20 protein-coding genes are annotated in these 21,583 nt (G+C 74.0%); 9 read left to right on the top strand and 11 right to left on the bottom strand.

The window, feature by feature from the left end:
- Nucleotides 1–9: 9 nt before the first annotated feature.
- The 4 genes from ACF1ED_RS03365 to ACF1ED_RS03350 form a co-directional block, all read right to left on the bottom strand.
- Nucleotides 10–684 (bottom strand): DUF5701 family protein, encoded by a 675-nt coding sequence (locus ACF1ED_RS03365; RefSeq protein WP_391756677.1) that lies wholly within the window; start codon nt 682–684, stop codon nt 10–12.
- A 79-nt stretch (nt 685–763) separates the two neighbouring features.
- Complete coding sequence (locus ACF1ED_RS03360; RefSeq protein WP_391756676.1) at nt 764–1,507, bottom strand: succinate dehydrogenase/fumarate reductase iron-sulfur subunit; 744 nt, start codon at nt 1,505–1,507, stop codon at nt 764–766.
- Nucleotides 1,504–3,444 carry a fumarate reductase/succinate dehydrogenase flavoprotein subunit gene (locus ACF1ED_RS03355; RefSeq protein WP_391756675.1) on the bottom strand — a complete coding sequence of 647 codons (1,941 nt, stop codon included), beginning with the start codon at nt 3,442–3,444 and terminating at the stop codon, nt 1,504–1,506. Before ACF1ED_RS03355 ends, ACF1ED_RS03360 begins: the two co-directional genes overlap by 4 nt.
- Nucleotides 3,445–3,446: 2 nt before the next feature.
- Nucleotides 3,447–4,073 (bottom strand): succinate dehydrogenase, encoded by a 627-nt coding sequence (locus ACF1ED_RS03350; RefSeq protein ID WP_391756814.1) that lies wholly within the window; start codon nt 4,071–4,073, stop codon nt 3,447–3,449.
- A gap of 232 nt (nt 4,074–4,305) precedes the next feature.
- On the opposite strand from ACF1ED_RS03350, the gene ACF1ED_RS03345 reads away from it, so the two are divergent.
- On the top strand, nt 4,306–5,211 hold the full coding sequence (locus ACF1ED_RS03345) for a LysR family transcriptional regulator (protein ID WP_391756674.1): 906 nt from the start codon (nt 4,306–4,308) through the stop codon (nt 5,209–5,211).
- Between the two features lie 9 nt (nt 5,212–5,220).
- Here the strand turns inward: ACF1ED_RS03345 and ACF1ED_RS03340 are convergent, their stop codons facing one another.
- Both ACF1ED_RS03340 and ACF1ED_RS03335 read right to left on the bottom strand, forming a co-directional pair.
- Complete coding sequence (locus ACF1ED_RS03340; RefSeq protein ID WP_391756673.1) at nt 5,221–5,889, bottom strand: response regulator; 669 nt, start codon at nt 5,887–5,889, stop codon at nt 5,221–5,223.
- Nucleotides 5,886–6,845: a HAMP domain-containing sensor histidine kinase gene (locus tag ACF1ED_RS03335; protein WP_391756672.1), complete on the bottom strand. Its 960-nt coding sequence runs from the start codon at nt 6,843–6,845 to the stop codon at nt 5,886–5,888. Before ACF1ED_RS03335 ends, ACF1ED_RS03340 begins: the two co-directional genes overlap by 4 nt.
- Nucleotides 6,846–7,107: 262 nt before the next feature.
- On the opposite strand from ACF1ED_RS03335, the gene ACF1ED_RS03330 reads away from it, so the two are divergent.
- The 3 genes from ACF1ED_RS03330 to ACF1ED_RS03320 all read left to right on the top strand — a co-directional run bounded on the left by ACF1ED_RS03330 (nt 7,108) and on the right by ACF1ED_RS03320 (nt 11,141).
- A complete protein-coding gene (locus tag ACF1ED_RS03330) occupies nt 7,108–7,578 on the top strand; it encodes a cation:proton antiporter regulatory subunit (protein WP_391756813.1) in 471 nt (156 codons plus the stop codon).
- Between the two features lie 3 nt (nt 7,579–7,581).
- The gene (locus tag ACF1ED_RS03325; RefSeq protein ID WP_391756671.1) at nt 7,582–8,850 is read left to right on the top strand and encodes a cation:proton antiporter; all 1,269 of its coding nucleotides are present in this window, start codon (nt 7,582–7,584) and stop codon (nt 8,848–8,850) included.
- Nucleotides 8,851–8,963: 113 nt separating this feature from the next.
- A complete protein-coding gene (locus ACF1ED_RS03320; RefSeq protein ID WP_391756670.1) occupies nt 8,964–11,141 on the top strand; it encodes a hypothetical protein in 2,178 nt (725 codons plus the stop codon).
- 144 nt (nt 11,142–11,285) lie between these two features.
- On the opposite strand, the gene ACF1ED_RS03315 is transcribed toward ACF1ED_RS03320, so the two are convergent.
- Together ACF1ED_RS03315 and ACF1ED_RS03310 are read right to left on the bottom strand one after the other, a co-directional pair.
- Entirely contained in the window at nt 11,286–13,463 is a 2,178-nt protein-coding gene (locus ACF1ED_RS03315) for a putative bifunctional diguanylate cyclase/phosphodiesterase (protein WP_391756669.1), read from the bottom strand.
- Nucleotides 13,460–14,272, bottom strand: coding sequence for an SAM-dependent methyltransferase (locus ACF1ED_RS03310; RefSeq protein ID WP_391756668.1), 813 nt, complete (start codon nt 14,270–14,272; stop codon nt 13,460–13,462). Before ACF1ED_RS03310 ends, ACF1ED_RS03315 begins: the two co-directional genes overlap by 4 nt.
- A 553-nt stretch (nt 14,273–14,825) precedes the next feature.
- Between ACF1ED_RS03310 and ACF1ED_RS03305 the strand changes: the two genes are divergently transcribed.
- The 3 genes from ACF1ED_RS03305 to ACF1ED_RS03295 all read left to right on the top strand — a co-directional run bounded on the left by ACF1ED_RS03305 (nt 14,826) and on the right by ACF1ED_RS03295 (nt 17,006).
- Entirely contained in the window at nt 14,826–15,455 is a 630-nt protein-coding gene (locus ACF1ED_RS03305; protein WP_391756667.1) for a hypothetical protein, read from the top strand.
- Nucleotides 15,456–15,516: 61 nt separating this feature from the next.
- Nucleotides 15,517–16,281: a hypothetical protein gene (locus ACF1ED_RS03300; RefSeq protein ID WP_391756666.1), complete on the top strand. Its 765-nt coding sequence runs from the start codon at nt 15,517–15,519 to the stop codon at nt 16,279–16,281.
- Between the two features lie 164 nt (nt 16,282–16,445).
- Nucleotides 16,446–17,006 (top strand): hypothetical protein, encoded by a 561-nt coding sequence (locus tag ACF1ED_RS03295; protein WP_391756665.1) that lies wholly within the window; start codon nt 16,446–16,448, stop codon nt 17,004–17,006.
- 110 nt (nt 17,007–17,116) lie between these two features.
- Here ACF1ED_RS03295 and ACF1ED_RS03290 read toward each other — a convergent pair whose 3' ends face one another.
- Nucleotides 17,117–17,602 (bottom strand): hypothetical protein, encoded by a 486-nt coding sequence (locus ACF1ED_RS03290; protein WP_391756664.1) that lies wholly within the window; start codon nt 17,600–17,602, stop codon nt 17,117–17,119.
- 472 nt (nt 17,603–18,074) lie between these two features.
- Here ACF1ED_RS03290 and ACF1ED_RS03285 point away from each other — a divergent pair, with 472 nt between their 5' ends.
- Complete coding sequence (locus ACF1ED_RS03285) at nt 18,075–18,737, top strand: class F sortase (RefSeq protein WP_391756663.1); 663 nt, start codon at nt 18,075–18,077, stop codon at nt 18,735–18,737.
- Between the two features lie 63 nt (nt 18,738–18,800).
- On the opposite strand, the gene ACF1ED_RS03280 is transcribed toward ACF1ED_RS03285, so the two are convergent.
- A complete protein-coding gene (locus ACF1ED_RS03280; protein ID WP_391756662.1) occupies nt 18,801–19,664 on the bottom strand; it encodes a polysaccharide deacetylase family protein in 864 nt (287 codons plus the stop codon).
- 90 nt (nt 19,665–19,754) lie between these two features.
- On the opposite strand from ACF1ED_RS03280, the gene ACF1ED_RS03275 reads away from it, so the two are divergent.
- A complete protein-coding gene (locus ACF1ED_RS03275) occupies nt 19,755–20,216 on the top strand; it encodes a universal stress protein (RefSeq protein ID WP_391756661.1) in 462 nt (153 codons plus the stop codon).
- Nucleotides 20,217–20,229: 13 nt separating this feature from the next.
- Here ACF1ED_RS03275 and ACF1ED_RS03270 read toward each other — a convergent pair whose 3' ends face one another.
- A complete protein-coding gene (locus ACF1ED_RS03270; protein ID WP_391756660.1) occupies nt 20,230–21,489 on the bottom strand; it encodes a CapA family protein in 1,260 nt (419 codons plus the stop codon).
- Nucleotides 21,490–21,583: the final 94 nt, after the last annotated feature.

The following is a 21,583-nucleotide window of genomic DNA, read 5'->3' as shown; positions in this document are numbered from 1 at the left end:
GCGGAGCGGTCAGCCGTTCCGGCCGGTGGCCGAGCCGAAGCCGAGCCAGGTGTGGCGGTTGTTCCACCAGCACCAGCCGACCTTGGGCGCGCCCTTGCGCTCCTTGCCGTCCCGGCCGGTGCCGTTGCTGATCCAGAGGGCCGGGGTGCGGGCGTCGAAGGTGCCGTTGGCCTTCCGCAGGCGCGAACCGATCGTCATGAAGCACTTGTTGCGCTCCAGGACCCCGGGCCGCTGGAGCAGCCAGTGGATGCCCTCGCTGAGGACGAGCGGCGTCCGGCCTGCCGCCGTGATCGCCGGAAGCGCCTCCTCGGGGCTCCAGTTGCCCATGTGGTCGCCCCGGTCCAGGCCGTGGACGAGGTAGAACGGTCCTTCGGGGAGCTCCACGCCCTGCGGGGCGAAGTCGTCCACGTCGGTCATGTCGACCACGAGGAACCCGGCCTTGTCCCCCAGGCGGAGCAGCGGGGCGAGGGCGGAGGCGGGCGCGGCGGCCGGGTGGAGGGCGAGCAGCGTGCCGGCCGGGGCGTCGGCGGCGGCCTTCTCGGCGTAGGCGCGCAGTGCGCCGGCGTCGACGCCGGTGAGGGCGGGCACCCCCAGTTCGATCAGCCGCTCGGCCTGGTCGGTGAGCGGGGGGAGCGGGAAGGTCGTGGTGAAGGCGGTCGGGGCGGTGGGCTGGGCGTCGGGCAAGGTTCTCCTCCGTCGGGACTGCGTCGGCCCGGGAGGAACGGTCCGGGCCGGCGCTTTGTTCCCGGCGCCGGAGGGTGTGTCACCTCACCTTGCGGCGGGCCCGCAGCCATTCCTTGTTCATGGCGGCGATCGACGGCAGCGGGATGCCCTTGGGGCAGGCGGTGGCGCACTCTCCGGTGAGCGTGCAGCCGCCGAAGCCCTCCGCGTCCATCTGGGCGACCATGTCGAGGACGCGGGTCTCGCGCTCGGGGGCGCCCTGCGGCAGCACGTTCAGGTGGTTGATCTTGGCGGAGGTGAAGAGCATCGCCGAGCCGTTCGGGCAGGCGGCCACGCAGGCGCCGCAGCCGATGCACTCGGCGTGCTCGAAGGCGGAGTCCGCGTCCGCCTTCGGCACCGGGGTCGCGTGGGCCTCGGGGGCGGCGCCGGTGGGGGCGGTGACGTAGCCGCCGGCCTGGATGATCCGGTCGAAGGCCGAGCGGTCGACGACGAGGTCCTTGACGATGGGGAAGGCGGAGGCGCGCCAGGGTTCGACGTCGATGGTGTCGCCGTCGCGGAAGGAGCGCATGTGGAGCTGGCAGGTGGTGGTGCGCTCGGGGCCGTGGGCGTCGCCGTCGATGACGAGGCTGCACGCGCCGCAGATGCCCTCGCGGCAGTCGTGGTCGAAGGCGACGGGGTCCTCGCCGCGCAGGATGAGGTCCTCGTTGAGGGTGTCGAGCATCTCCAGGAAGGACATGTCGGGGGAGACGCCGTCCACCTCGTAGGTGGCCATGGCGCCCTCGGCGCCGGCGTTCTTCTGGCGCCAGACGCGCAGGTTGAGCTTCATGCGTAGCTCCGCTGGGTGGGGTGGACGTACTCGAAGGTGAGCTCCTCCTTGTGGAGGACGGGGGCTCCAGGCGTGAACTCCCAGGCGGCGGCGTACGAGAACTCCTCGTCGCGGCGCGCGGCCTCGCCGTCCGGGGTCTGGGACTCCTCGCGGAAGTGGCCGCCGCAGGACTCCTCGCGGTGCAGGGCGTCGAGGCACATCAGCTCGGCGAGTTCGAGGTAGTCGACGATCCGGTTGGCCTTCTCCAGCGACTGGTTGAACTCCTCGCCGGTGCCGGGGACCTTGATGCGGCGCCAGAACTCCTCGCGGATCTCGGGGATCCGGCGCAGGGCGGTGCGCAGTCCCTCCTCGGTGCGGGCCATGCCGCAGAACTCCCACATGACCTCGCCGAGTTCGCGGTGGAAGGAGTCGGGGGTGCGGTCGCCGTCGACGGCGAGGAGGAGGTGGAGGCGGTCCTCGGTCTCGGCCAGCACCTCGCGGACGGCGGGGTGTCCGTCGGTGACGGGCTCGGGCGCGGGGTTGCGGGCGAGGTAGTCGTTGATGGTGGCGGGCAGGACGAAGTAGCCGTCGGCGAGGCCCTGCATGAGGGCGGAGGCGCCGAGCCGGTTGGCGCCGTGGTCGGAGAAGTTGGCCTCGCCGATGGCGAAGAGGCCGGGGACGGTGGTCTGGAGGTCGTAGTCGACCCAGAGTCCGCCCATCGTGTAGTGGACGGCGGGGTAGATCCGCATGGGGACCTCGTACGGGTTCTCCGCGGTGATCCGCTCGTACATGTCGAAGAGGTTGCCGTACTTGGCCTCGACGGCCTTGCGGCCCATCCGGGCGATGGCGTCGGCGAAGTCCAGGTAGACGCCCTGGCCGCCGGGGCCCACTCCCCTGCCCTCGTCGCAGACGTTCTTGGCGGCGCGGGAGGCGATGTCGCGGGGGACGAGGTTGCCGAAGGAGGGGTAGATCCGCTCCAGGTAGTAGTCGCGCTCGTCCTCGGGGATCTCGGCGGCGGGGCGGGTGTCGCCCTGGGCCTTGGGGACCCAGATGCGGCCGTCGTTGCGGAGCGACTCGCTCATCAGGGTCAGCTTGGACTGGTGGTCGCCGGTGCGCGGGATGCAGGTGGGGTGGATCTGGGTGAAGCAGGGGTTGGCGAAGTACGCGCCGCGCCGGTGGGCCCGCCAGACGGCGGTGGCGTTGGAGTTCATCGCGTTGGTGGAGAGGTAGAAGACGTTGCCGTAGCCGCCGCTGGCGAGGACGACGGCGTCGGCGTAGTGGGTGGAGATCTCTCCGGTGATCAGGTCGCGGGCGACGATGCCGCGGGCCCTGCCGTCGACGACGATCAGGTCGAGCATCTCGGTGCGGGCGTGCATCTCGACGTTCCCGGCGGCGATCTGCCGGGACAGCGCCTGGTAGGCGCCGAGGAGGAGCTGCTGGCCGGTCTGGCCGCGGGCGTAGAAGGTGCGGGAGACCTGGACGCCGCCGAAGGAGCGGGTGTCGAGGAGTCCGCCGTACTCGCGGGCGAAGGGGACGCCCTGGGCGACGCACTGGTCGATGATCTCGACGGAGATCTGCGCGAGGCGGTGGACGTTGGACTCGCGGGCGCGGAAGTCGCCGCCCTTGACGGTGTCGTAGAAGAGGCGGTGGATGGAGTCGCCGTCGTTGCGGTAGTTCTTGGCGGCGTTGATGCCGCCCTGCGCGGCGATCGAGTGGGCCCGGCGCGGTGAGTCCTGGAAGCAGAACTGGACGACGTGGTAGCCCTGTTCGGCGAGGGTGGCGCCGGCGGAGCCGCCGGCGAGTCCGGTGCCGACGACGATGATCCGGTGCTTGCGCCGGTTGGCGGGGTTGACCAGCTTCGCCTCGAAGCGGCGGGTGTCCCACCGCTCGGCGACGGGGCCGGCCGGGGCCTTGGTGTCGGCGATCGGGTCGCCGGTGCGGAAGTCGAGGTAGCTCATGGTCAGTTCACCACTCCGGTCATGACGCCGACGGGGACGGCGATGAAGCCCGCGGTCAGGACGAGCGCGAGGGCGTTCGCCGTGAGGCGCAGGAGGCGTTCGCGCCGGGCGTTGCCGACGCCGAGGGTCTGGGCGGCGCTCCAGAAGCCGTGGCGGACGTGGAGTCCGACGGCCAGCATGGCGACGATGTAGATCGTGTTGCCGTACCAGGTGGAGAAGGTGTCGATGACGTTCTGGTAGGGCCTGCCCTCCTCGAAGCCGCCGGGGTGGACGGTGCCGGTGGTGAGGTCGAGGACGTGCCAGACGATGAAGAGGCCGAGGATGATCCCGCCCCAGCGCATGGTGCGGGTGGCGTAGGAGGAGCCCTTGCGCCGGTGCGCGTACCGGGTGGGGCGGGCCCTGATGTCGCGCCTGCTGAGCTGGTACGCGGAGACGGCGTGCGCGCCGACGGCGGCGAGGAGCGCGATCCGGGCGAGCCACAGCCCCCACTCGTGGTGCAGGACGGGGGCGCCCATCACGCGCAGCCAGTGCGCGTAGCCGTTGAACTCCTCCGGGCCGAAGAAGACCTTGAGGTTGCCGGCCACGTGCGCGACCAGGTAGGCGAGCATGATCAGGCCGCTCGCGGCCATCACGGTCTTCTTGCCGATGGTCGACGACCAGAAGCCGCGGGAGGGGGTGCGGGACGGCGGGCGGGCGGGGGCGGTGTCCCCGGCGGGTGCCGGGCCCTTCGCGGTCGCCGTGTCCTTGCTGGGTGCCAGAGCCATGTCCTCGACGCTAGGGCCGAAGGGCCCGAGAGGTCCAAGACATGGTCCGGCTCATCTCCATAGGCTGTCGCTATGGTTTTGCCTTAGGCTGGTGTTCATGCAGTTCCAGCAGCTCCTCTACTTCGTGGCCGTCGCCGAGACCCGCCACTTCACCCGGGCCGCCGAGCGCGTCCACGTCTCGCAGCCCTCGCTCTCCCAGCAGATCAAGGCGCTGGAGCAGGAGCTGGGCGCCGAGCTGTTCAGCCGGGCCCGGGGCAACATCGCGCTCACCGACGCGGGCGAGGCCCTCCTCCCGCTGGCCCGCCGGATCCTCGCCGACACCGAGACGGCCCGCCGCGAGGTGCAGGAGCTGGCCCAGCTCAAGCGCGGCCGGGTGCGGCTCGGCGCGACCCCCAGTCTCTGCACCGGTCTCCTCCCCGACGTGCTGCGCGCCTTCCACGACCTGCACCCGGGGATCGAGCTGCTCATCGAGGAGGGCGGCTCGCACGACCTCGTCCGCGAGCTGGCCCGCGGCTCGCTGGACCTGGCGCTCGTGGTGCTCCCGCTGCCGTCCCCGTCGCCGGCGCTGACCACGGTGGAGCTGCTGCGCGAGGACCTGGTGGTGGTCTCGGCGGCCTCCGCCCCGCCGCCGCGCCGCCCGGTACGGATCACCGATCTGCGCGACCAGCCGCTGGTGATGTTCCGGCACGGCTACGACCTGCGGGAACTGACCGTGGGAGCCTGCCGGGCGGCCGGTTTCGAGCCGGCGTTCACGGTGGAGGGCGGCGAGCTCGACGCGGTCCTCGGCTTCGTGCGGGCCGGGCTCGGGCTCGCCGTCGTGCCGGCCATGGCCGCCGCCCGCGCCGGCCGCGACCTGCGCGTCACCGCGCTCGCCCGGCCGGGCCTGCGGCGCACGATCGCCCTGGCGCACCGCAGCGACGTGGCGCCGCCGCGGGCCGCGCGCGAGCTCCAGAGGCTGCTGATGGCCTCGCGGCCCGGGAAGCCGGCCCCGGACGTCGCCTGAGGGGCGCGCTCAGGGTTCGATGAGGCCCGCGCGGATCGCGTACCGGGTCAGCTCGACCCGGTCGCGCAGTCCGAGCTTCTGGAGGATGTTGGCGCGGTGGCGCTCCACCGTCTTCGGGCTGATGAAGAGCAGGTCGGCGATCTCCCTGGAGGTGTGTCCCTCCGCGACCAGCTTGAGGATCTCCTCCTCCCGCTCGGTGACCGGCCGCTCGGGCAGTCCCGCGCCGGACCGCGCCCGGTCCAGGTAGCTGCGGATCAGCGCGGTCTCCGCGCCCGGGTAGATGAACGGTTCGTCGCGCAGCGCCGCCCGGCACGCCTCGACCAGGTCCCGGTCGGCGACGGACTTCGGCACGTACCCGTTGGCGCCGGTCCGCAGCGCCTCGAAGAAGTACTCCTCGTTGTCGTACATGGTGAGCATCAGGATCCGCAGCCCGGGCCGGAGCCGGGCGAGTTCGCGGGCCGCCTGGAGCCCGGTCGTCCGGGGCATCGCGATGTCCAGGACGGCCAGGTCGAGCCCGTCGTCCCGCCGGGCGGCGGCGACGGCCTCGGCGCCGTCCCCCGCCTCGGCGACCACCTCCAGGTCCGGCTCGGCGTCGAGGATCAGCCGGACCCCGCGGCGCACCAGCGCGTGGTCGTCGGCGAGGAGGATCCGGGCGGGCGGGCGTACGGGAGGGGTCATCGCCCGTCTCCGGGAGCCGGTCGCGCCGGCAGGTCGAGGCGCACCTCGGTCCCGCCCCCCTCCCCCGCGCCGACCCGCAGCCCGGCGCCGACCAGCAGGGCGCGCTCGCGCATGCCGCCGATGCCGGCGCCCTCGGCGGCGCCGCCCGTGCCGTGCCCGTCGTCGCGGACGAGGAGGCGGGTGCCGCCGCCGGGGGCCGGACCGAGGCGCAGTTCGACGTGGCCGGCGCCCGAGTGCCGGGCCGCGTTGGTGAGGCCCTCCTGGGCGACCCGGTAGACGACGAGTTCGGTGGCGGGGTCGAGCGGCCGCGCGCCGGGGGCGAGGTGGGTGGTCACCCGCAGGCCGGGGGTGGAGAGTTCGCCGGCGAGGGAGCGGAGCGCGCTGTGCAGGCCCAGCTCCTCCAGGACGCCGGGCCGCAGCCGGCGGGCGATCCGGCGGATCTCCTCCAGACCGGCCCGGGTGGTCTCCTGCGCCTGGCGCAGGTCCTCCCGCAGCTCCGCCGGGGCGCGGTCGGCGGTGTGCTTCAGCTGGAGGAGGACGGCGGTGAGGGTCTGGCCGACCTCGTCGTGCAGCTCGCGGGCGATCCGCTGCCGCTCGGCCTCCTGCGCGGTGAGGACCCGCCCGCTGCTGGTGGCCCGTTCGGCCTCCAGGCGGTCGAGCATCGCGTTGAAGGCCGCGGTCAGGTCCGCGATCTCGCCGCGGCCGGTGACCTCGGCGCGGGTGCCCGGCTTGAGCAGGTCGGCGGTGGCCATGGCGCGGCCGAGCCGCCCGAGCGGGGCGAGCCCCACCCGCAGCAGCGCCGCGTCGAGGACCAGCATCAGGGCCAGTCCGCAGACGACCACGACGGCCTCGCCGAGGAGCACCGGGGTGGAGACGGTGACGGGGCCGAGGAGGAGGGCGGCGGCCAGGACCAGCACCGCCGCGTTGAGGAGGAAGATCCGTCCGTACAGTGACACCGTCCCGCTCCCCCTGACTCCGCCGAGCCCGCTCGCACCCGCCTGACCTGCGCAGAAGCCTATGCGCCGCTTCATCCTGCGGGTCGGCCGGGGGCCCTGTCCATCCGTGCCGGCACCCATGTGCGCGGCCCTTCGGAGATGGCAGCATGGACCGGCCGCGGCCCCGGACCGCCCGCCCTCGCGGAGGGGCGCCGGCCTCCTCGCCGCGCGCCCACGCAGAGCAGAGACGACACGAGGAGTCCGGGCCGTGCCCACTTCACGGATGAGCTCGACGCCGTTGCCCGGCGTCGGCGTCCAGTACGACCTCACCACCCGGGAACACCGGCACCTGTCGGTGATCGCCCACCGCGACGGCACCCGCAGCGTCAACGTCTACCGGTCCGACGACCCGGACGACTGCCTGCAGTCCCTGCACCTGACCGCGGGCGAGTCCGCCGCCCTGATCGACGCCCTGGCGCCCGCCCACCACAGCCCGAACCTGCTCCACACCACCGAGCTGGGCCTGGTGGCCGAACGCGTCGAGCTGTCCTCGGTCTCGCACTGGAACGGGCGCACGCTCGGCGAGACCCGGATGCGCACGGAGACGGGCGTGTCGATCGTGGCCGTGCTGCGCCGCGCGGACGCCGTCCCCTCCCCCGGCCCCGGCTTCCGCCTGGCCGGCGGGGACACCCTCATCGTCATCGGAACCCACGAAGGCGTCGACGCCGCCGCCGCGATCCTGGGAAGGGAGTGATCGGTGCATTCGTCCGCCGTCTTCCTCATCGAGTTCGGAGCGATCATCCTCGGCCTCGGCCTGCTCGGCCGGATGGCCGGGCGGCTGAAGTTCTCGCCCATACCCCTGTACCTCCTGGCCGGTCTCGCCTTCGGTGAGGGGGGACTGCTGCCGCTGGGGGCCAGCGAGGAGTTCGTCGCCATCGGCGCCGAGATCGGCGTCATCCTGCTGCTCCTGATGCTCGGTCTGGAGTACACGGCGACCGATCTGGTCACCAACCTCAAGACGCAGTACCCGGCCGGTCTCGTCGACGGGGCGCTCAACGCGCTGCCCGGGGCGGCGATGGCGTTCCTGCTGGGCTGGGGCCCGGTGGCGGCCGTGGTGCTGGCCGGCGTCACCTGGATCTCCTCGTCCGGCGTCATCGCCAAGGTGCTGGGCGACCTGGGGCGGCTGGGCAACCGGGAGACCCCGGTGGTGCTGAGCATCCTGGTCCTGGAGGACCTGGCGATGGCGGTCTACCTGCCGATCGTGACCGCGCTGCTCGCCGGGGCCGGGCTCGCGGCCGGCAGCGCCACGCTCGCCATCGCGCTGGGCGTCGCGGGCCTGGTGCTCTTCGTCGCCGTCCGGTACGGGCGGGTGATCTCCCGCTTCGTCTCCAGCGACGACCCGGAGAAGCTGCTCCTGGTCGTGCTCGGTCTGACGCTGCTCGTCGCCGGCCTCGCGCAGCAGCTCCAGGTGTCGGCGGCGGTCGGCGCGTTCCTGGTGGGCATCGCGCTGTCGGGGGAGGTCGCGGAGGGCGCCCACCACCTGCTGAGCCCGCTGCGGGACCTGTTCGCCGCCGTCTTCTTCGTCTTCTTCGGGCTGCACACGGACCCGGCGAGCATCCCGCCGGTGCTGCTGCCCGCGCTGGCGCTGGCCGTCGTCACCGCCGGCACGAAGATCGCCACGGGGTACTGGGCGGCGCGCCGCAACGGCGTCTCCGCGAAGGGCGCGTGGCGGACGGGCGGGACGCTGGTCGCGCGCGGCGAGTTCTCCATCGTCATCGCGGGCCTGGCGGTCTCCGCCGGGATCGAGCCGTCGCTGGGCCCGCTGGCCACCGCGTACGTCCTCCTCCTGGTCGTCGTCGGCCCGCTCACCGCCCGCTGGACGGAGCCCGTCGCCACCTGGGTCACCGCCCGGCTCGGCGGTCCCGCCCCCGACCCGGGGCCCGCCCGGGAACGGCTTCCGCTCGCCGGGCCCGATCCGGAGCCCGAGCCCGATCCGGAGCCGGAGCCCGTCCGGAACGAGAGCTGACCGGTGGCCGCGCCGGGAGGGGAGCCGCGGGGCCCCCTCCCGGGGCGCGCTCCGCCCGGGACCCGTACGAAATCCGCGTGCGGACCGGTCGGGCGGGCTGCGAGCATCGCGGGATGGACCACGCTCTCGAACGTCTGCTCGTCCGGCACACCCTCCGCCTGCCCGCCCCCTCCGGTCCGGCCGGGGACGGATCCGCAGCCGCCCTGCGGTTCGACGCCGCGCTGCGGACGGCGGGGTTCGCCCTCTCCTCCCCGCTGCTGAGGGAGCTGTCCGGGCGGTCCGCCGAGACGGTCGTCGAGCTGGCCCGCTGGACGCTGGAGGCGGTCCGCGAGCGGGTCGGCGACCACGTCCGGCACAACGCGTACTTCATCGACTTCCCGGCCAACGTCCCCGACACCTGGGACTTCTGGCTGTCGTGCGTCCTGGACGCGCTGGAGGACCCGGCGGTCCGGGAGTCGGTCGAGGCGCGGCTGAGCACCGGGGTGCTGGACCTGCTGACGCTTCCCGCCTACGGCCGCTACCCGCACTCCTACGAGGAACTGCTCGCCGCGCACGAGGAGTTGGTCCCGGCGGCCGGGGACCGGCTGACCGTGCTGCACCTCGGCGGACCCGTCGGGGAGGAGCTCGGCGCGCTCTACGTCGCGCTGGCGGGCTCCACGACCCCGCTGGGCGACGAGCACCTGGCCGACCTGGCGGTGCTCGCCGGGCACTGCGCGGACGGGCCGCAGCCGGCGGAGATCCCGGTCCGGGAGGTCCGGGCCGTCGTGAACCGGGCCCGGCTGCGGGCCGGTGCGGCACCGCTGCTCGACACCGTCACGGACGTCCTGCGACTGGCCTGCGCGCTGGCCGACGGGGACGTGACGCTGCGGGAGCCGACCCGATTCCGCGCGCTGTCCCGGCCGCTGCGGCGCGCGCTGCTCGCGGGCCTCGACGGCGTGGTGGCGGGGGCGCCGGAGAAGCTGGCCGACGTGGGCCCGCACCGGGAGGCGTGGAAGCGGCTCGGGGAGCGGCTGCACCCGCACGAGCACCCGGCGTGGCCGCACGCGGCCGAGGTGTTCGCGGTCGCCCGGGGCGAGGTGCGGGCGCCGTCGCTGGACTCCCGGGTGGAGGCGCTGCTCGCCCGCGGCGACGTCCCGGGGGCGGCCGGGCTGCTGGCGTCGGCCGCGCCGGGGCGCCTGTTCAGGGCGCTGGACCGGCTGCTGCGCTCGGCCGCGGACGGGACCGGGCGGGAGGCGGTGCTCGCGGCGGCGGAGCGTGCCGCGCCCCGGGTGGCGGGCCGGGTGGTGCTGTCGGTGCGGGAGCACCTGCGGAACCGGCACGACGGGCCGGGCGCGCCCCGGCGCCTGTTCGTGAACCGCCAGGGCTGCGCGTGGGTGACGGCGGACACCCGGCGCGCCCTGCCCCCGGACGCCCGGCGGCGGCTGCTCGCGCTGCTGGACGGGGAGACCCGGCGGCGGATCGGCGCCCCCGGGCACCTGCTGGTCGACCCGCTGATGCTGGACGTGGCGCTGCCGCTGAGCGGCCGGGCCTCGTCGGGGGGCTTCGGGGTGCTGCCGCGCGGCTCGGTCTCGCCGGTCGACGGCGAGCTGCTGCGGTTCTTCATGTACTGGAAGGAGGCGCGGCGGACGACGGACCTGGACCTGTCGGCGCTGCTCCTCGACGAGCGGTACGCGACGGTCTCCTGGCTGTCCTACACGGAGCTGACCACGGTGGAGGGCCGGCACTCCGGGGACGTCACCGAAGCCCCGGACGGTGCCTCGGAGTTCATCGAGCTGCGGCTCGGCGCGGTGCGCGGCACGTTCGTGGTGCCGCACGTGCACGTGTACGCGGGCGAGAACTTCGAGCAGACGGCGGAGTCCTTCTTCGGGTACATGCTCCGCGAGGGCGAACAGGGCGGCCGTCCCTTCGAGCCGCGCACGGTCCGGATGAAGTCGGATCTGCGCGGCCCCGGGCGGGTGGCGCTGCCGGTGGCCTTCCGGCGGGACGAGGAGGGGGGGTGGCACGCGCACTGGCTCCACCTGTGCCTGCGGGGCACGCCGTCGGTGAACCGGGTCGAGGACCACCGGGTGTCGATGGCGGTCCTGCTGCGCGGGGCGGTCGAGCACGTGCCGCTGACCGTCCGTCACCTCGTTGATCTGATGCGGGAGTCGGGGTCCCGGGTCACGGAGTGGTCCGGGGGCGAGCCGCCGGCCGGACCCGTGACGTACCTCGGCCTGTCCCGGCCCGAGGGGCTGGCGCCGGGCTCCCGGGTGGTGACGCCGGAAAACCTGCGCGACCTGGTCCCGGCCTGAGTGCTACGGTCGTTCCGGGGGCGAGGCCATGAAGGGGCTTCCTTCTCATACTCCTGATGACATAGCCCCTTCGCTCTCTTCGCCCCCTTCGCGCTTCACCCGGCGGGCCCGGTCCTCAGGAGGACCGGGCCCGCACGCGTGCGCTCAGACCGCGTCGGCGAGGACCAGGGAGTGGATGCGGTCCGGGGCGCCGGGGCGGGCGTAGTACCAGCCCTGGGCGGTGTCGCAGCCCAGTTCGCGGAGGCGTTCGGCCTGTGCGGCGGTCTCCACGCCCTCGACGGTGACGGCGAGTTCGAGGCTGTGGGCGAGGGAGACGATGCCTTCGACGATCTTCAGGTCGACGGGGTCCACCGGGTGCTGCTGCATGCCCCGGGTGAAGGAGCGGTCGAGCTTGAGGACGCTCACCGGCAGGCGGCGCAGGTTGGCCAGGTTGGAGTAGCCGGTGCCGAAGTCGTCCAGGGCGATGTCGACGCCCATCTCGGCGAGCTGGCGCAGCGGTTTCAGGAGGTCCTCGTCGGCGCCGATCAGGGCGGACTCGGTGACCTCCAGGCAGAGCGCGCCGGGCGCGAGGCCGGAGCGTTCCAGGACGTCGACGGTGTCGGCGACCAGCCGGGGGTGGTGGAGCTGGGTCGGCGACAGGTTGACGTTGATGCGCAGCGGGGTGCCGGCGGCGGGGTCGTCGAGCTGCCAGGAGCGGGCCTGGCGGACGGCCTCCTGGAGGACCCAGCGGCCGAGCGGCACGATGAGTCCGGTGTCCTCGGCGAGCGGGATGAAGCGGTCGGGGCCGAGCACCCCGTGCTGGGGGTGGCTCCAGCGGACGAGGGCCTCGGCGCCGTGGACGCTGCCGTCGTCGAGGTGGACGAGCGGCTGGTACTCGATGAAGAACTCGCCGCGCTCCAGGGCGGTCGGCAGGGCGGTGGTGAGGCCGTGCCGGGTGATGGCGCGGGCGTCGGCCTCGGGGTCGGCGAGCTCGAAGCGGTTGCCGCCCGCGGACTTCGCCCGGTACATCGTGATGTCGGCGCTGCGCAGCACCTCGGCGGCGGTGCGCTCGCCGGCCGGCCCCTCGACGACGCCGAGGCTGCCGCGCACGGTCAGTTCGCGTCCGTCGACGCCGACGGGGGTGGCGAGGGCGGCGAGGATGCGGTCGGCGAGCGCGGCCGCGTCGCGTTCGCCGCCGGTGCCGGTGGTGAGGGCGACGAACTCGTCGCCGCCGAGCCGGGCGACCATCTCGTGGGGGCCGGTGGCGCAGGCCTGGAGCCGGTCGGCGACCTCGACGAGCAGCCGGTCGCCGATGGAGTGGCCGAGGCTGTCGTTGATGGCCTTGAAGCCGTCGAGGTCCAGGTAGCAGAGGCCGAAGCGGCCGTCCTCGCCGGCCGTGGCGGGGGCGAGGGCCTTCTCCAGGCGCTCGAAGAACAGCGTCCGGTTGGGCAGCCCGGTGAGGGCGTCGTGGGTGGCCTCGTACCGCAGGCGCAGGTGGAGCAGGCGCCGTTCGGTGATGTCCTCCATGAGTGCCAGCTGGTACTGGGGCAGGCCCTGGGCGTCGCGGAGGAGGGAGACGGTGAGGTTGGTCCACAGGACCGTGCCGTCGCCCCGGTAGTAGGGCTTCTCCACCCGGTACTGCTCGCGTTCGCCGCGCACCAGTTCCTCGTAGAGCCGCCAGACGTGCGGCCCGTCCTCGGGGTGGACCCACTCGCTGACGTTGCGGCTGCGGACGTGGGACTCGACGCCGCCGAACATGCGGGTCATGGTGTCGTTGATCTCGACGATGCGGCCGTCGAGGTCGGCGATGCCGATGCCGATGGCGGCTCCGTCGAAGACGGCCCGGAAGCGGCTCTCGGTGGCGTGCAGGGCGATCTCGGCGGCGCTGCGGGCGGAGAGCGCGGAGCGGGCGATGGCCTCCTGCTCGACGCGGGTCCGCTCGCGCAGGGCCTGGGCGTAGCCGGTGGCCATGGCGTGCTGGAGGCGGGCGCAGCGGGCCCGCAGTTCCTCGGCGGTGAGCTCGGGGTCCGTACCGCAGTAGAGGACCAGGTACGAGTCGACCACGCCGAGGCTGCGGCCGAGGGCGTCCGGGTCGGTGCAGTGGGCGTCGACCAGTCCGGCGCCGGCCCGCTGGGCGGGGGCGGTGTCGAAGGGCCGGGCGAGCAGCGCGCCGCTCAGCAGGCGGGCGAGCGGGAGGAGGTGGACCTCGAACTCGGTGCGGGTGAGGGAGGTGGCGGTCACCGGGAAGATGGCGCGGCTCCAGATGGTGACGAACCGCCTGAGTCTGTCCTCCGGGCCGTCGGCTTCCGCGACGTTGCCGGACGGCTGCGACGGCACCTTCACGCCTTGCGCCCCACACCTGCGAAGCCGGAGAAGGCGTACGGGTCCTCCTCCTCGGCCGGGCTGTCCGGCCGCCAGAGGGGCATGGAGACGATCCCGGGCTCGACGAGGGCGGTGCCGTCGAAGAAGCGGCCGATCTCGTCCCGGGAGCGCATCACCAGCGGGCTGCGGGTGCTGCGGTAGACGTCCACGGTGCCGCTGGCGCGCTCCTCGTCCACGGGGATGCCCTCGTAGGAGGCGTGGGTGAGGATCAGGAGGCTGCCGGGGGCGAGCGCGCCGAGGAGTTCGGCGACGGCCTCGTGCGGGCGGTCGGTGTCCTCCAGGAAGTGCAGGACGGCGACGAGCAGCAGGGCGACCGGCCGGTCGAGGTCGAGGAGTCCGGTGACCTCGGGGCTGTGCAGGATGTCGGCGGGCTTGCGGAGGTCGGCGGGGACGACGGCCGCGCCGTCGACGCCCTCCAGGACGGCCCGGCTGTGGGCGACGGCGACCGGGTCGTGGTCGACGTAGACGACGCGGGAGGCGGGGTCGGCGGCCAGGGCGACCTCGTGGACGTTGCCGAAGGTGGGTATGCCGGAGCCGATGTCGAGGAACTGGGTGACGCCGCCGTCGACCGCGAAGCGGACGGCCCGGCGCATGAACGCCCGGTTCGCCTGCATGATCTTGGGGAGGCCCGGCAGGAACTCCATGGCCTTGCGGGCCGCTTCCCGGTCCACTTCGAAATTGTGCGAGCCGCCCAGATAGAAGTCGTACATACGGGACACGCTCGGTACCGAGATGTCGATACCGGGCGGAGCCCAGGCGGGACGCTCCATCAATGTCTCCAACAAGTCGCCATGGGGGATGCGGCCCGGTTTTCGCGGCCGTGTTCGAGGTGAGGCTACTGATCGCCCGCCGGGAGAGCGAGTAGAAACGGAAATTCGCGGTCCGTTCTTGGTCACACGCCTTTGGCACGTGCGTACGGAACGAAGAGTTCACGCCTTCAGGCCGTGCACCTTCACGTGCAGATGGCCGTGCGCGCCCTCTCCGGAGCGGCTCCGCCCGCCCGTTGCGCGGCCCCGTGCCCGGCCGGGCCTCGGTGGTCGGCGCCCCGGGGGCCTTTTGCCGGGCCGGAACGCGCCGCCGGGTCGCGCCCCTGACGGGGCGACAACCGGACAGTTCTTCCGAACGGCCCCCGCGGTGGTCTCCGTCGGCCATTCCCCGTCCCTTCCCCGCGCCTTCCCCACCTCTCGGGAGGCCCGTTCTCCGGGCCGATCGGGCCCGTCGGCGGCGAAACGTCAAACCGGTGCATCCGAAGATCCCCACCATCCGGGGAATCAGGCCGCATTCGGCCCCCGGTTCGGCGTCCGTGTGTTCAAGCTCGTCGGCGTGTCTCTGTACGGATCACCCCTCGCGCGGTCGCTGGCCGCCGCCGGACTGGTGTGGCTGCTCGCCGCGCCCGTGCCGGCGGCGGCCGACTCCTGCGCCTACGCCACGGTCGGGCCGAACGGCTCGCACACCTCGGTGTCGGTGGTCGGCCCCGGCGCGTGCTCGCCGTCACCGAAGCCCCCGCCGCCGAAACCGACTCCGGAACCGCTGCCGCCCGAGCCCCCCGCGCCGCCGAAACCGCCCGCGCCTCCGCAGCCGCCCGCGCCGACGATGCCCCGGCCCTCGCCCCTGCGACCCGGCTCCCCGCCCGCACTCCCCCCGGCCCCCTCCCCCGTCCGGCCGCCCGCCCCCACCCCGGCGCCGCGGCCCGCCCCGCCCTCCCCCTCCCCCGCGCCGGCCACCCCGGCCCCCGCGGAACCGCCGGCCCCCGAACCGCCGGTCCCCGTCCCGCCGCCCGGCCCCGCCGCGGCGCCGACCGCCGCGCCCCCGAGCCCGGTGCCGCTGCCGCACTACAAGCGGACCTCGCGGCCCCAGCCGAAGAGCACGTCGTCACCCGTCACCACGATGCTCCTGCTCACCGCGCCGGCCGTGCTGGCCACCGCGATCCTGCGTCCGCGCTCCTCCCGCTGATCCGGCCCCGAGCGCCGTACGCCCTCCCCGAACCGAACACTTTGAGGAAGACCGAGGAACCATGTCCGAATGGCTCGTCCTGACCCTGGCGATGGCCGCCGCCTGCGGCGTCGTCCTGGCCATCGTCGTCATCAACCAGCGCCGGATCTCCGAGGACGACGACCCCAGCGAGACCCCCGACGTCATCGAGTACATGACGATGATGATCGGCGTGATCTACGCGATCGTCCTCGGCCTCGCCATCGCCGGCGTCTGGGAGGCGCGCGGCGCCGCCCAGGAGGTGGTGCGCCAGGAGGCGCAGGCCATGCACGAGATCTCCGAGCGGGTCGAGGTCTACCCGGCACCGGTCCGGACCCGGATCCGCGCCGACGTCGACGCGTACGTCGACTACGTGGTGAACGAGGAGTTCACGTACATGGCCGAGCACGGCGAGACCAGCGCCGAGGGCGACGCCCTGATGCGGAAGGTGCGCCGCAGCGTGACCGACTACGAGCCGGTCAACGACTTCGAGGGGCAGGCCTACCAGCCGCTGGTCGACCAGGTGATGGTCGCCGACGACGCCCGCGGCGCCCGCGGCCAGAGCGCCGGGGAGACCATGCCGGGAGTGGTCTGGTTCGGCCTGATCATCGGCGCCCTGGTGTCGGTGGGGCTGATCTTCACCCTCCAGATCCGGCGCACCGGACGCGAGGTGCTGCTCGCGGGCCTCTACAGCGCGCTGATCGCCTTCCTGCTCTTCCTCATCTGGGACTTCGACGCGCCGTTCGGCCGCGGTCTGGCCGCCACCGCCGCGCCGTTCACCGACCTGTTCCCGCAGGTCACCGACTGACCGGCCGACCGGGACTGGGCCGCCCGGGGGACAACGGTGCCCCATTCGCACGTCTGGGATCGCGGTTGTGGTAGTGCGCTCCTAGCGTTTCGGGCAACGAGGTGCACGCAGGCTCCTCGCGGCCACTGGGCCGCGGCCGGCCCTCGGGACCCGGAGGAATCACCATGCGCGCGATACGTGCCGCGTCCACCGCCCTGCTGGGGGCGGCCGCCCTCGCCCTGGCCGCCCCCGTCACCGTCGCCCACGCGGCCGACGGCGCGCCCGCGCCGAACCCGCGGGCGCGGGGTGCTCAGGCCCCGGGCGACTTCGTCGTCTCCCCCTCGCTCGTCGTCGCCGGCGGCCAGGTGACGCTCAGCGCCCCCGGCTGCTCCAGCACGGCGACGGCTACGGCGGGCATCTTCGACACCGTCCAGATCGCACCCGGTTCGGCCGTGACCGCCACCGTGGACGCGGACGCCAAGCCCGGCGCCGTGTACACGGTGGCGTTCAACTGCTCGGGCGGGGTGCAGGACACCGTCGACCTGACGATCAGCGGACTGGCCACGCTGTCGCCCACGGCCCGCTCGACCGTGCTGCTCACCCCGCGCGGTGTGCAGGGCGGCCTCGGCGGCTCGCAGAGCGGCGTCGGACCGGGGACGCTGGCGGCCGGCACGGCCCTGGTGCTCGCCGCGGCGGCCGGTTCCGCGTACGCGATCCGGCGGCGTGCGAACGGCCGCCGGCACTGACCCGGCACGCGGCCCCCGTGCGCCGGACGACGAACAGCCCGCCGCCCCCGGATCCCTTGCGGAACACGGGGGCGGCGGGCACAGTCGGCCGACCGGGAGGTTCGGGCCGGTCAGGCGCCCGCGCCGGTCATGCGGCGGCGGCGGAGGACGAAGACACCGCCGCCGAGCGCGGCGGCGGCGACCAGGCTGCCGCCGACGGCCATCTCGGTGGAGCTGGGCGCCAGCGAACCGCCGAGGCCGCCCTGGGCGCCGCGGCCCGCGAGCACGCGGAACGGGTGCGTGACGACCTTGGAGTTGTCGCTGCACTTCACGGCCAGGTTGTAGTTGCCGGGCGTGGCGTTGTTGTAGACGCGGGCGATCGCGCTGGACAGGCCGTTGGAGTTGACCGAGAGGCTGGTCTCCGGGAAGGCGTTGGACGTCACGGTGCCGCCGTGGCCGCATCCCTTGGCGGTGATCGTGATCGTCGACCCCGCGTGGACGTCGTAGGGATTGACGGTGACGTTGCTGGGACCGCTGGTGGCGGCGGCGAGGGGTGCGGCCAGGCCGACCGCCGCGATCGCGGTGGCGGTCACCGCCAGAGTGCGTGCAGCACGCATGGTTGAACCTCCAGTGGAAGACGCCCCAAAGCGGTGCTCCGGGAGATTCGACGAGTACGCCTTCCATGACGAACCATCACAATTCAGGCAGCTCCTTGCACCTCGGCACTGGGCCGGTCCGGTGAGCCCCCGTGCCGCCGATCGAGTTGCGCCGGGCCGCACAACCGCAGGTCAGGGGTGCGCGAAACGATTGTCCGACGAGTACTCGGATGGGTCAGCGCACCGTCACCCGAGCCGCCCAACGGAGCCCGAGGAGCGCCGCCGACGGGCTTTCTGACGGGTGGTCGGCAACACTTCTGACGAGTCGTCGGATATCGGGCGGCCCCGGCCGGGACCCCCTCCGGCGCGTCGCCACCCGTACGGAGGCCGCGGGATACCCGTACGGAGGCGGCGGACTACCCGTACGGGCCGTCCGGAGCGCGGGAACGGGGAAGCGCCCTTACCGTTCACACGTCGCCACGAAGGGAGAACCATGCCCCCGAAGGACTTCCGCGTCCCCGAGCGCAGGAGACGTCAACCCTGGGGCGTCCTGGCCCTCGCCATGCTGTCCGGACTCGCGATGATGCGCAACGGCGTGGACCTCGCGGGAGGCCCCCCGCAGCCGGCCGCCGCGGCCCGTCCGGTGGCCCGTCCCGTGGTCCCGCCGCCCGCGGAGGCGTCGGCGGGCCTCCAGCCGCTGCCCTTCGCGCCCGCATCCCGGGTCCGCATCCCGGCGATCGACGTGGCGGCCCCGGTGATGGACGTGGGGCTCGACGCGGACGGCTGGGTGGCGGCCCCTCCCCCGCAGGACGCCAATCTGGCCGGCTGGTACCAGAACGGCATCGCGCCCGGCCAGCGCGGCACCTCGGTGATCGTCGGGCACGTCGACAACAAGAGCGGGCCCGCGGTCTTCTACGGCCTCGGGGCCCTGGAGAAGGGCCAGCACGTCGAGGTCGAGCGGTACGACGGCCGGGTGGCGGTCTTCGAGATCTACGGCGTCGAGGTCTACTCCAAGCAGGACTTCCCCGGCCCTCAGGTCTACGGCGACACCGGTCACCCCGAGCTCCGGGTGATCACCTGCGGCGGCGGCTACACGCGGGCGAACGGGTACGACGGGAACGTCGTCGTCTACGCCCGGATGGTCGGCTCGCGCTGACCCCGGACGGACGAAGGGCCCCGGGGTTCCCCGGGGCCCTTCCCGCGCGGCGGCGCCGTCCGGTCAGCGCCGGGGGACGGTGACGGTGTAGCCCTCGTCGAGGAGCGCGGGCAGGTAGCGGCGGAGCGCGGCGACGCTCTGGGACCGGTTCCCGCCCGCGTCGTGCGAGAGGACGATCACGCCGGGCCCGGCGCCGTCCAGGACCCGGCGGACGATGGTGCCGCTGCCGGGCTCCTTCCAGTCGAGGGTGTCCACGGACCAGGCGAGCGGCTCCATGCCCAGTTCGGCGCCGATCTCGAAGGAGTGCCGGTTCCAGGCGCCGTACGGGGCGCGGTACCAGACCGGCGCGGTGCCCAGGGCACGCTCCACCACCTCGCTGGTGGAGCCCAGTTCGTCACGGATGCGGGAGGGCCGGAGCTTCGGCACCAGCGGGTGGGACCAGGAGTGGTTGCCGACCACGTGCCCGTCGTCGGCCATCTCGCGCAGCAGGTCCTGGTTGTCCACCGCCATCTCGCCGCAGACGAAGAACATCGCCCGGCAGTCGTACCGGCGCAGGGTGGCCAGGATGGCCGGGGTGTAGCGGGGGTCGGGCCCGTCGTCGAAGGTGAGGACCATGGAGCGGCCGACGCCGGTGAGCGAGAGGAAGGGCCGCTGCCGGACCGGCGGAAGGGCGCGGGGCCGGGCGGCGGGGGCGTACGCGGTCATGGGCTGGAGCCGGTACGCGGAGGGGCGCAGCCGGGGCGCGGCGGCCGGCGGGCCCGCGGCGGGTCCGGCGGCGCCGGGCGGGGGCGCGGGCGCGGCGGCGGTGCCTCCGCCGGCGCCTTCTCCGAGCCGGTCGACGGCGAGGGCGCCGGCCGTGACGGTGGCGCCGAGGGCGGCGGCCAGGCGCAGGACCGACCTCCGCCCGGGCAGCTGATCGTTTTTCATGACCAATGGTTCGTACGGGGAGGTTCCCTGGCCCCTCACCGACACCGGACCGCCGTCCGATTGCACCCGATGGGCCGATACCCTCGAAGGGTGAGCGAACACCAGCCCCACCGGTTCGAACGGGGCACCGACGGCCCCAAGGTCATCATGGCGGGGGTCGACGGCTCGGACTCGTCGCTGCGCGCGGCGGCGTACGCGGCCGGGCTGGCCCGCCGGCAGAACGCGCTGCTCGCGCTCGTCTACGTCCAGCCGGTGATGGCGGCCGGCGCCTCGCTGGGCGCCCCGGTGTCCGGGACCACCGAGGAGATCGCCGAGGGGCTGGTGGAGGAGATCCGCACCTCGGCCGAGAGGGTGAAGGACCTCTGGCGGGTGCGCTGGGAGTTCCGCACCTTCAAGGGCGACGCCTACGCGGGGCTGGTGCGCGCGGCGGAGGAACTGAAGGCGGACGCCGTGGTGGTGGGCGTCTCGGAGTCGGCGGGGCACCGCTTCGTCGGCTCGGTGGCCGTCCGGCTGGTGAAGGCGGGCCGCTGGCCGGTCACGGTCGTGCCCTGACCGGCCGGCGCCCTCACGCGCCCGGGGTCAGGCCGTCCTTGCCGGCGCCCCGGCCGAGGACGACCTGGCGGATCGTCTCGCGGATGCCGGGGTGGCGCGGGTCGGAGCCGTCGGCGGCGCCGAGGTTGACCACGCGGCCGCGCCCGGTGTCGAACCACTGGGGCACGAACTCGGCCCTGGTGACCTCCCAGCGGCCTCCGGGTTCCTTCGGCGGCGCGAAGGTGAAGCGGCCGATGCTGCTCTGGTTGCCGCGCGGGTCGAAGGCGCCCTGGTGGTTGATCATGTCGCCGGCGATCTGGTCGCCCATCCCGTAGATCACCCAGGTGCCGTTGACCTTCTCGTACGCCTGGGGCACATGGGCGTGCGTCCCGACGATGAGGTCGATGTCGGGGCGTCCGCCGGTCCGGGAGGCGGTGAGGGAGCGGGCGAGCGAGAGCTGGCGCTCGTCGGGCGCGGTCTGCCACTCGGAGCCCCAGTGGACGCTGACCACGACGACGTCGGCACCGGCGGCGCGGGCCGCCCGGGCGTCGGCGAGCACCTTACCCTCGTCCAGCAGGTTCACCGCCCAGGGCTGCCCCTCGGGGAGCGGGTAGCCGTTGGTGTCGTAGGTGTAGGCGAGCTGGGCGACGGTGGCGCCGCCGGCCTTGAGGAGGGTGGGCCGGGCGGCCTCGGCGGCGGTGCGGGCCGAGCCCGCGTGCTTCACGCCCGCCGCGTCGAGGGCGTCGAGGGTGCGGCCGAGGCCGGCCGCGCCGTCGTCGAGGGTGTGGTTGGAGGCGGTGGAGCAGGAGTCGTAGCCGGTCGCCCTCAGCGCGGTGGCGACCTCGGGCGGGGACTTGAAGGCGGGGTAGCCGGTGTAGGGCCCGCCGTCCTTCCCGTACACGGTCTCCATGTGGCAGATGGCGAGGTCGGCGCGGGAGACGACCGGTTTCACCCCGGCGAGCATGGGACGGAAGTCGTATCCGCCGTCACCGGCGTCGGCGGCGGCGCGGCGGATGATCGAGTCGTGCGGGAGGATGTCGCCGGAGGCCACCAGGGTGAAGCCGGCCGGCTTCGGGGCCGGGGCGGCGGGGCGGGGCGCGGTGGAGCCGCCGGGCGGGCTGCCGGGCGAGCCGCCGGGGGCCGGTGCGCCGCCGGGGGGACCGCCCTGGCCGCACGCGGCGACGACGGCGAGCAGCGCGCCGGCGACGGCGGTGGAGCCGGCCCGGGCGGCCCGGGCCCGCGCGCGGCTCGGTCCGGTACGCCTCGGTCCTGTACGTCTCGGTCCTGTGGTCATGAGGACTTCCACCCCGATCATCGGAAGAACATGTGTTCTGCCGAATTGATCTCCCGGGCGCCGCCCAGTCAAGGGACCGGGCCGCCCCCCGGCC

This window comes from Streptomyces sp. NPDC014656 (assembly GCF_043084305.1).
GTDB lineage: Bacteria > Actinomycetota > Actinomycetes > Streptomycetales > Streptomycetaceae > Streptomyces.
The sequence above is the reverse complement of the archived record's forward strand: the minus strand, read 5'-3'. Positions and strand labels throughout refer to the sequence as shown.

Bases quoted from the DNA above. Each gene is read 5' to 3' on its own strand.
- ACF1ED_RS03360 (WP_391756676.1), bottom strand. From the start codon at position 1,507: ATGAAGCTCAACCTGCGCGTCTGGCGCCAGAAGAACGCCGGCGCCGAG.
- ACF1ED_RS03355 (WP_391756675.1), bottom strand. From the start codon at position 3,444: ATGAGCTACCTCGACTTCCGCACCGGCGACCCGATCGCCGACACCAAG.
- ACF1ED_RS03350 (WP_391756814.1), bottom strand. From the start codon at position 4,073: ATGGCCGCGAGCGGCCTGATCATGCTCGCCTACCTGGTCGCGCACGTG.
- ACF1ED_RS03345 (WP_391756674.1), top strand. From the start codon at position 4,306: ATGCAGTTCCAGCAGCTCCTCTACTTCGTGGCCGTCGCCGAGACCCGC.
- ACF1ED_RS03340 (WP_391756673.1), bottom strand. From the start codon at position 5,889: ATGACCCCTCCCGTACGCCCGCCCGCCCGGATCCTCCTCGCCGACGAC.
- ACF1ED_RS03330 (WP_391756813.1), top strand. From the start codon at position 7,108: ATGAGCTCGACGCCGTTGCCCGGCGTCGGCGTCCAGTACGACCTCACC.
- ACF1ED_RS03320 (WP_391756670.1), top strand. From the start codon at position 8,964: ATGGACCACGCTCTCGAACGTCTGCTCGTCCGGCACACCCTCCGCCTG.
- ACF1ED_RS03310 (WP_391756668.1), bottom strand. From the start codon at position 14,272: ATGGAGCGTCCCGCCTGGGCTCCGCCCGGTATCGACATCTCGGTACCG.
- ACF1ED_RS03300 (WP_391756666.1), top strand. From the start codon at position 15,517: ATGTCCGAATGGCTCGTCCTGACCCTGGCGATGGCCGCCGCCTGCGGC.
- ACF1ED_RS03295 (WP_391756665.1), top strand. From the start codon at position 16,446: ATGCGCGCGATACGTGCCGCGTCCACCGCCCTGCTGGGGGCGGCCGCC.
- ACF1ED_RS03290 (WP_391756664.1), bottom strand. From the start codon at position 17,602: ATGCGTGCTGCACGCACTCTGGCGGTGACCGCCACCGCGATCGCGGCG.
- ACF1ED_RS03285 (WP_391756663.1), top strand. From the start codon at position 18,075: ATGCCCCCGAAGGACTTCCGCGTCCCCGAGCGCAGGAGACGTCAACCC.
- ACF1ED_RS03280 (WP_391756662.1), bottom strand. From the start codon at position 19,664: ATGAAAAACGATCAGCTGCCCGGGCGGAGGTCGGTCCTGCGCCTGGCC.
- ACF1ED_RS03270 (WP_391756660.1), bottom strand. From the start codon at position 21,489: ATGACCACAGGACCGAGACGTACAGGACCGAGGCGTACCGGACCGAGC.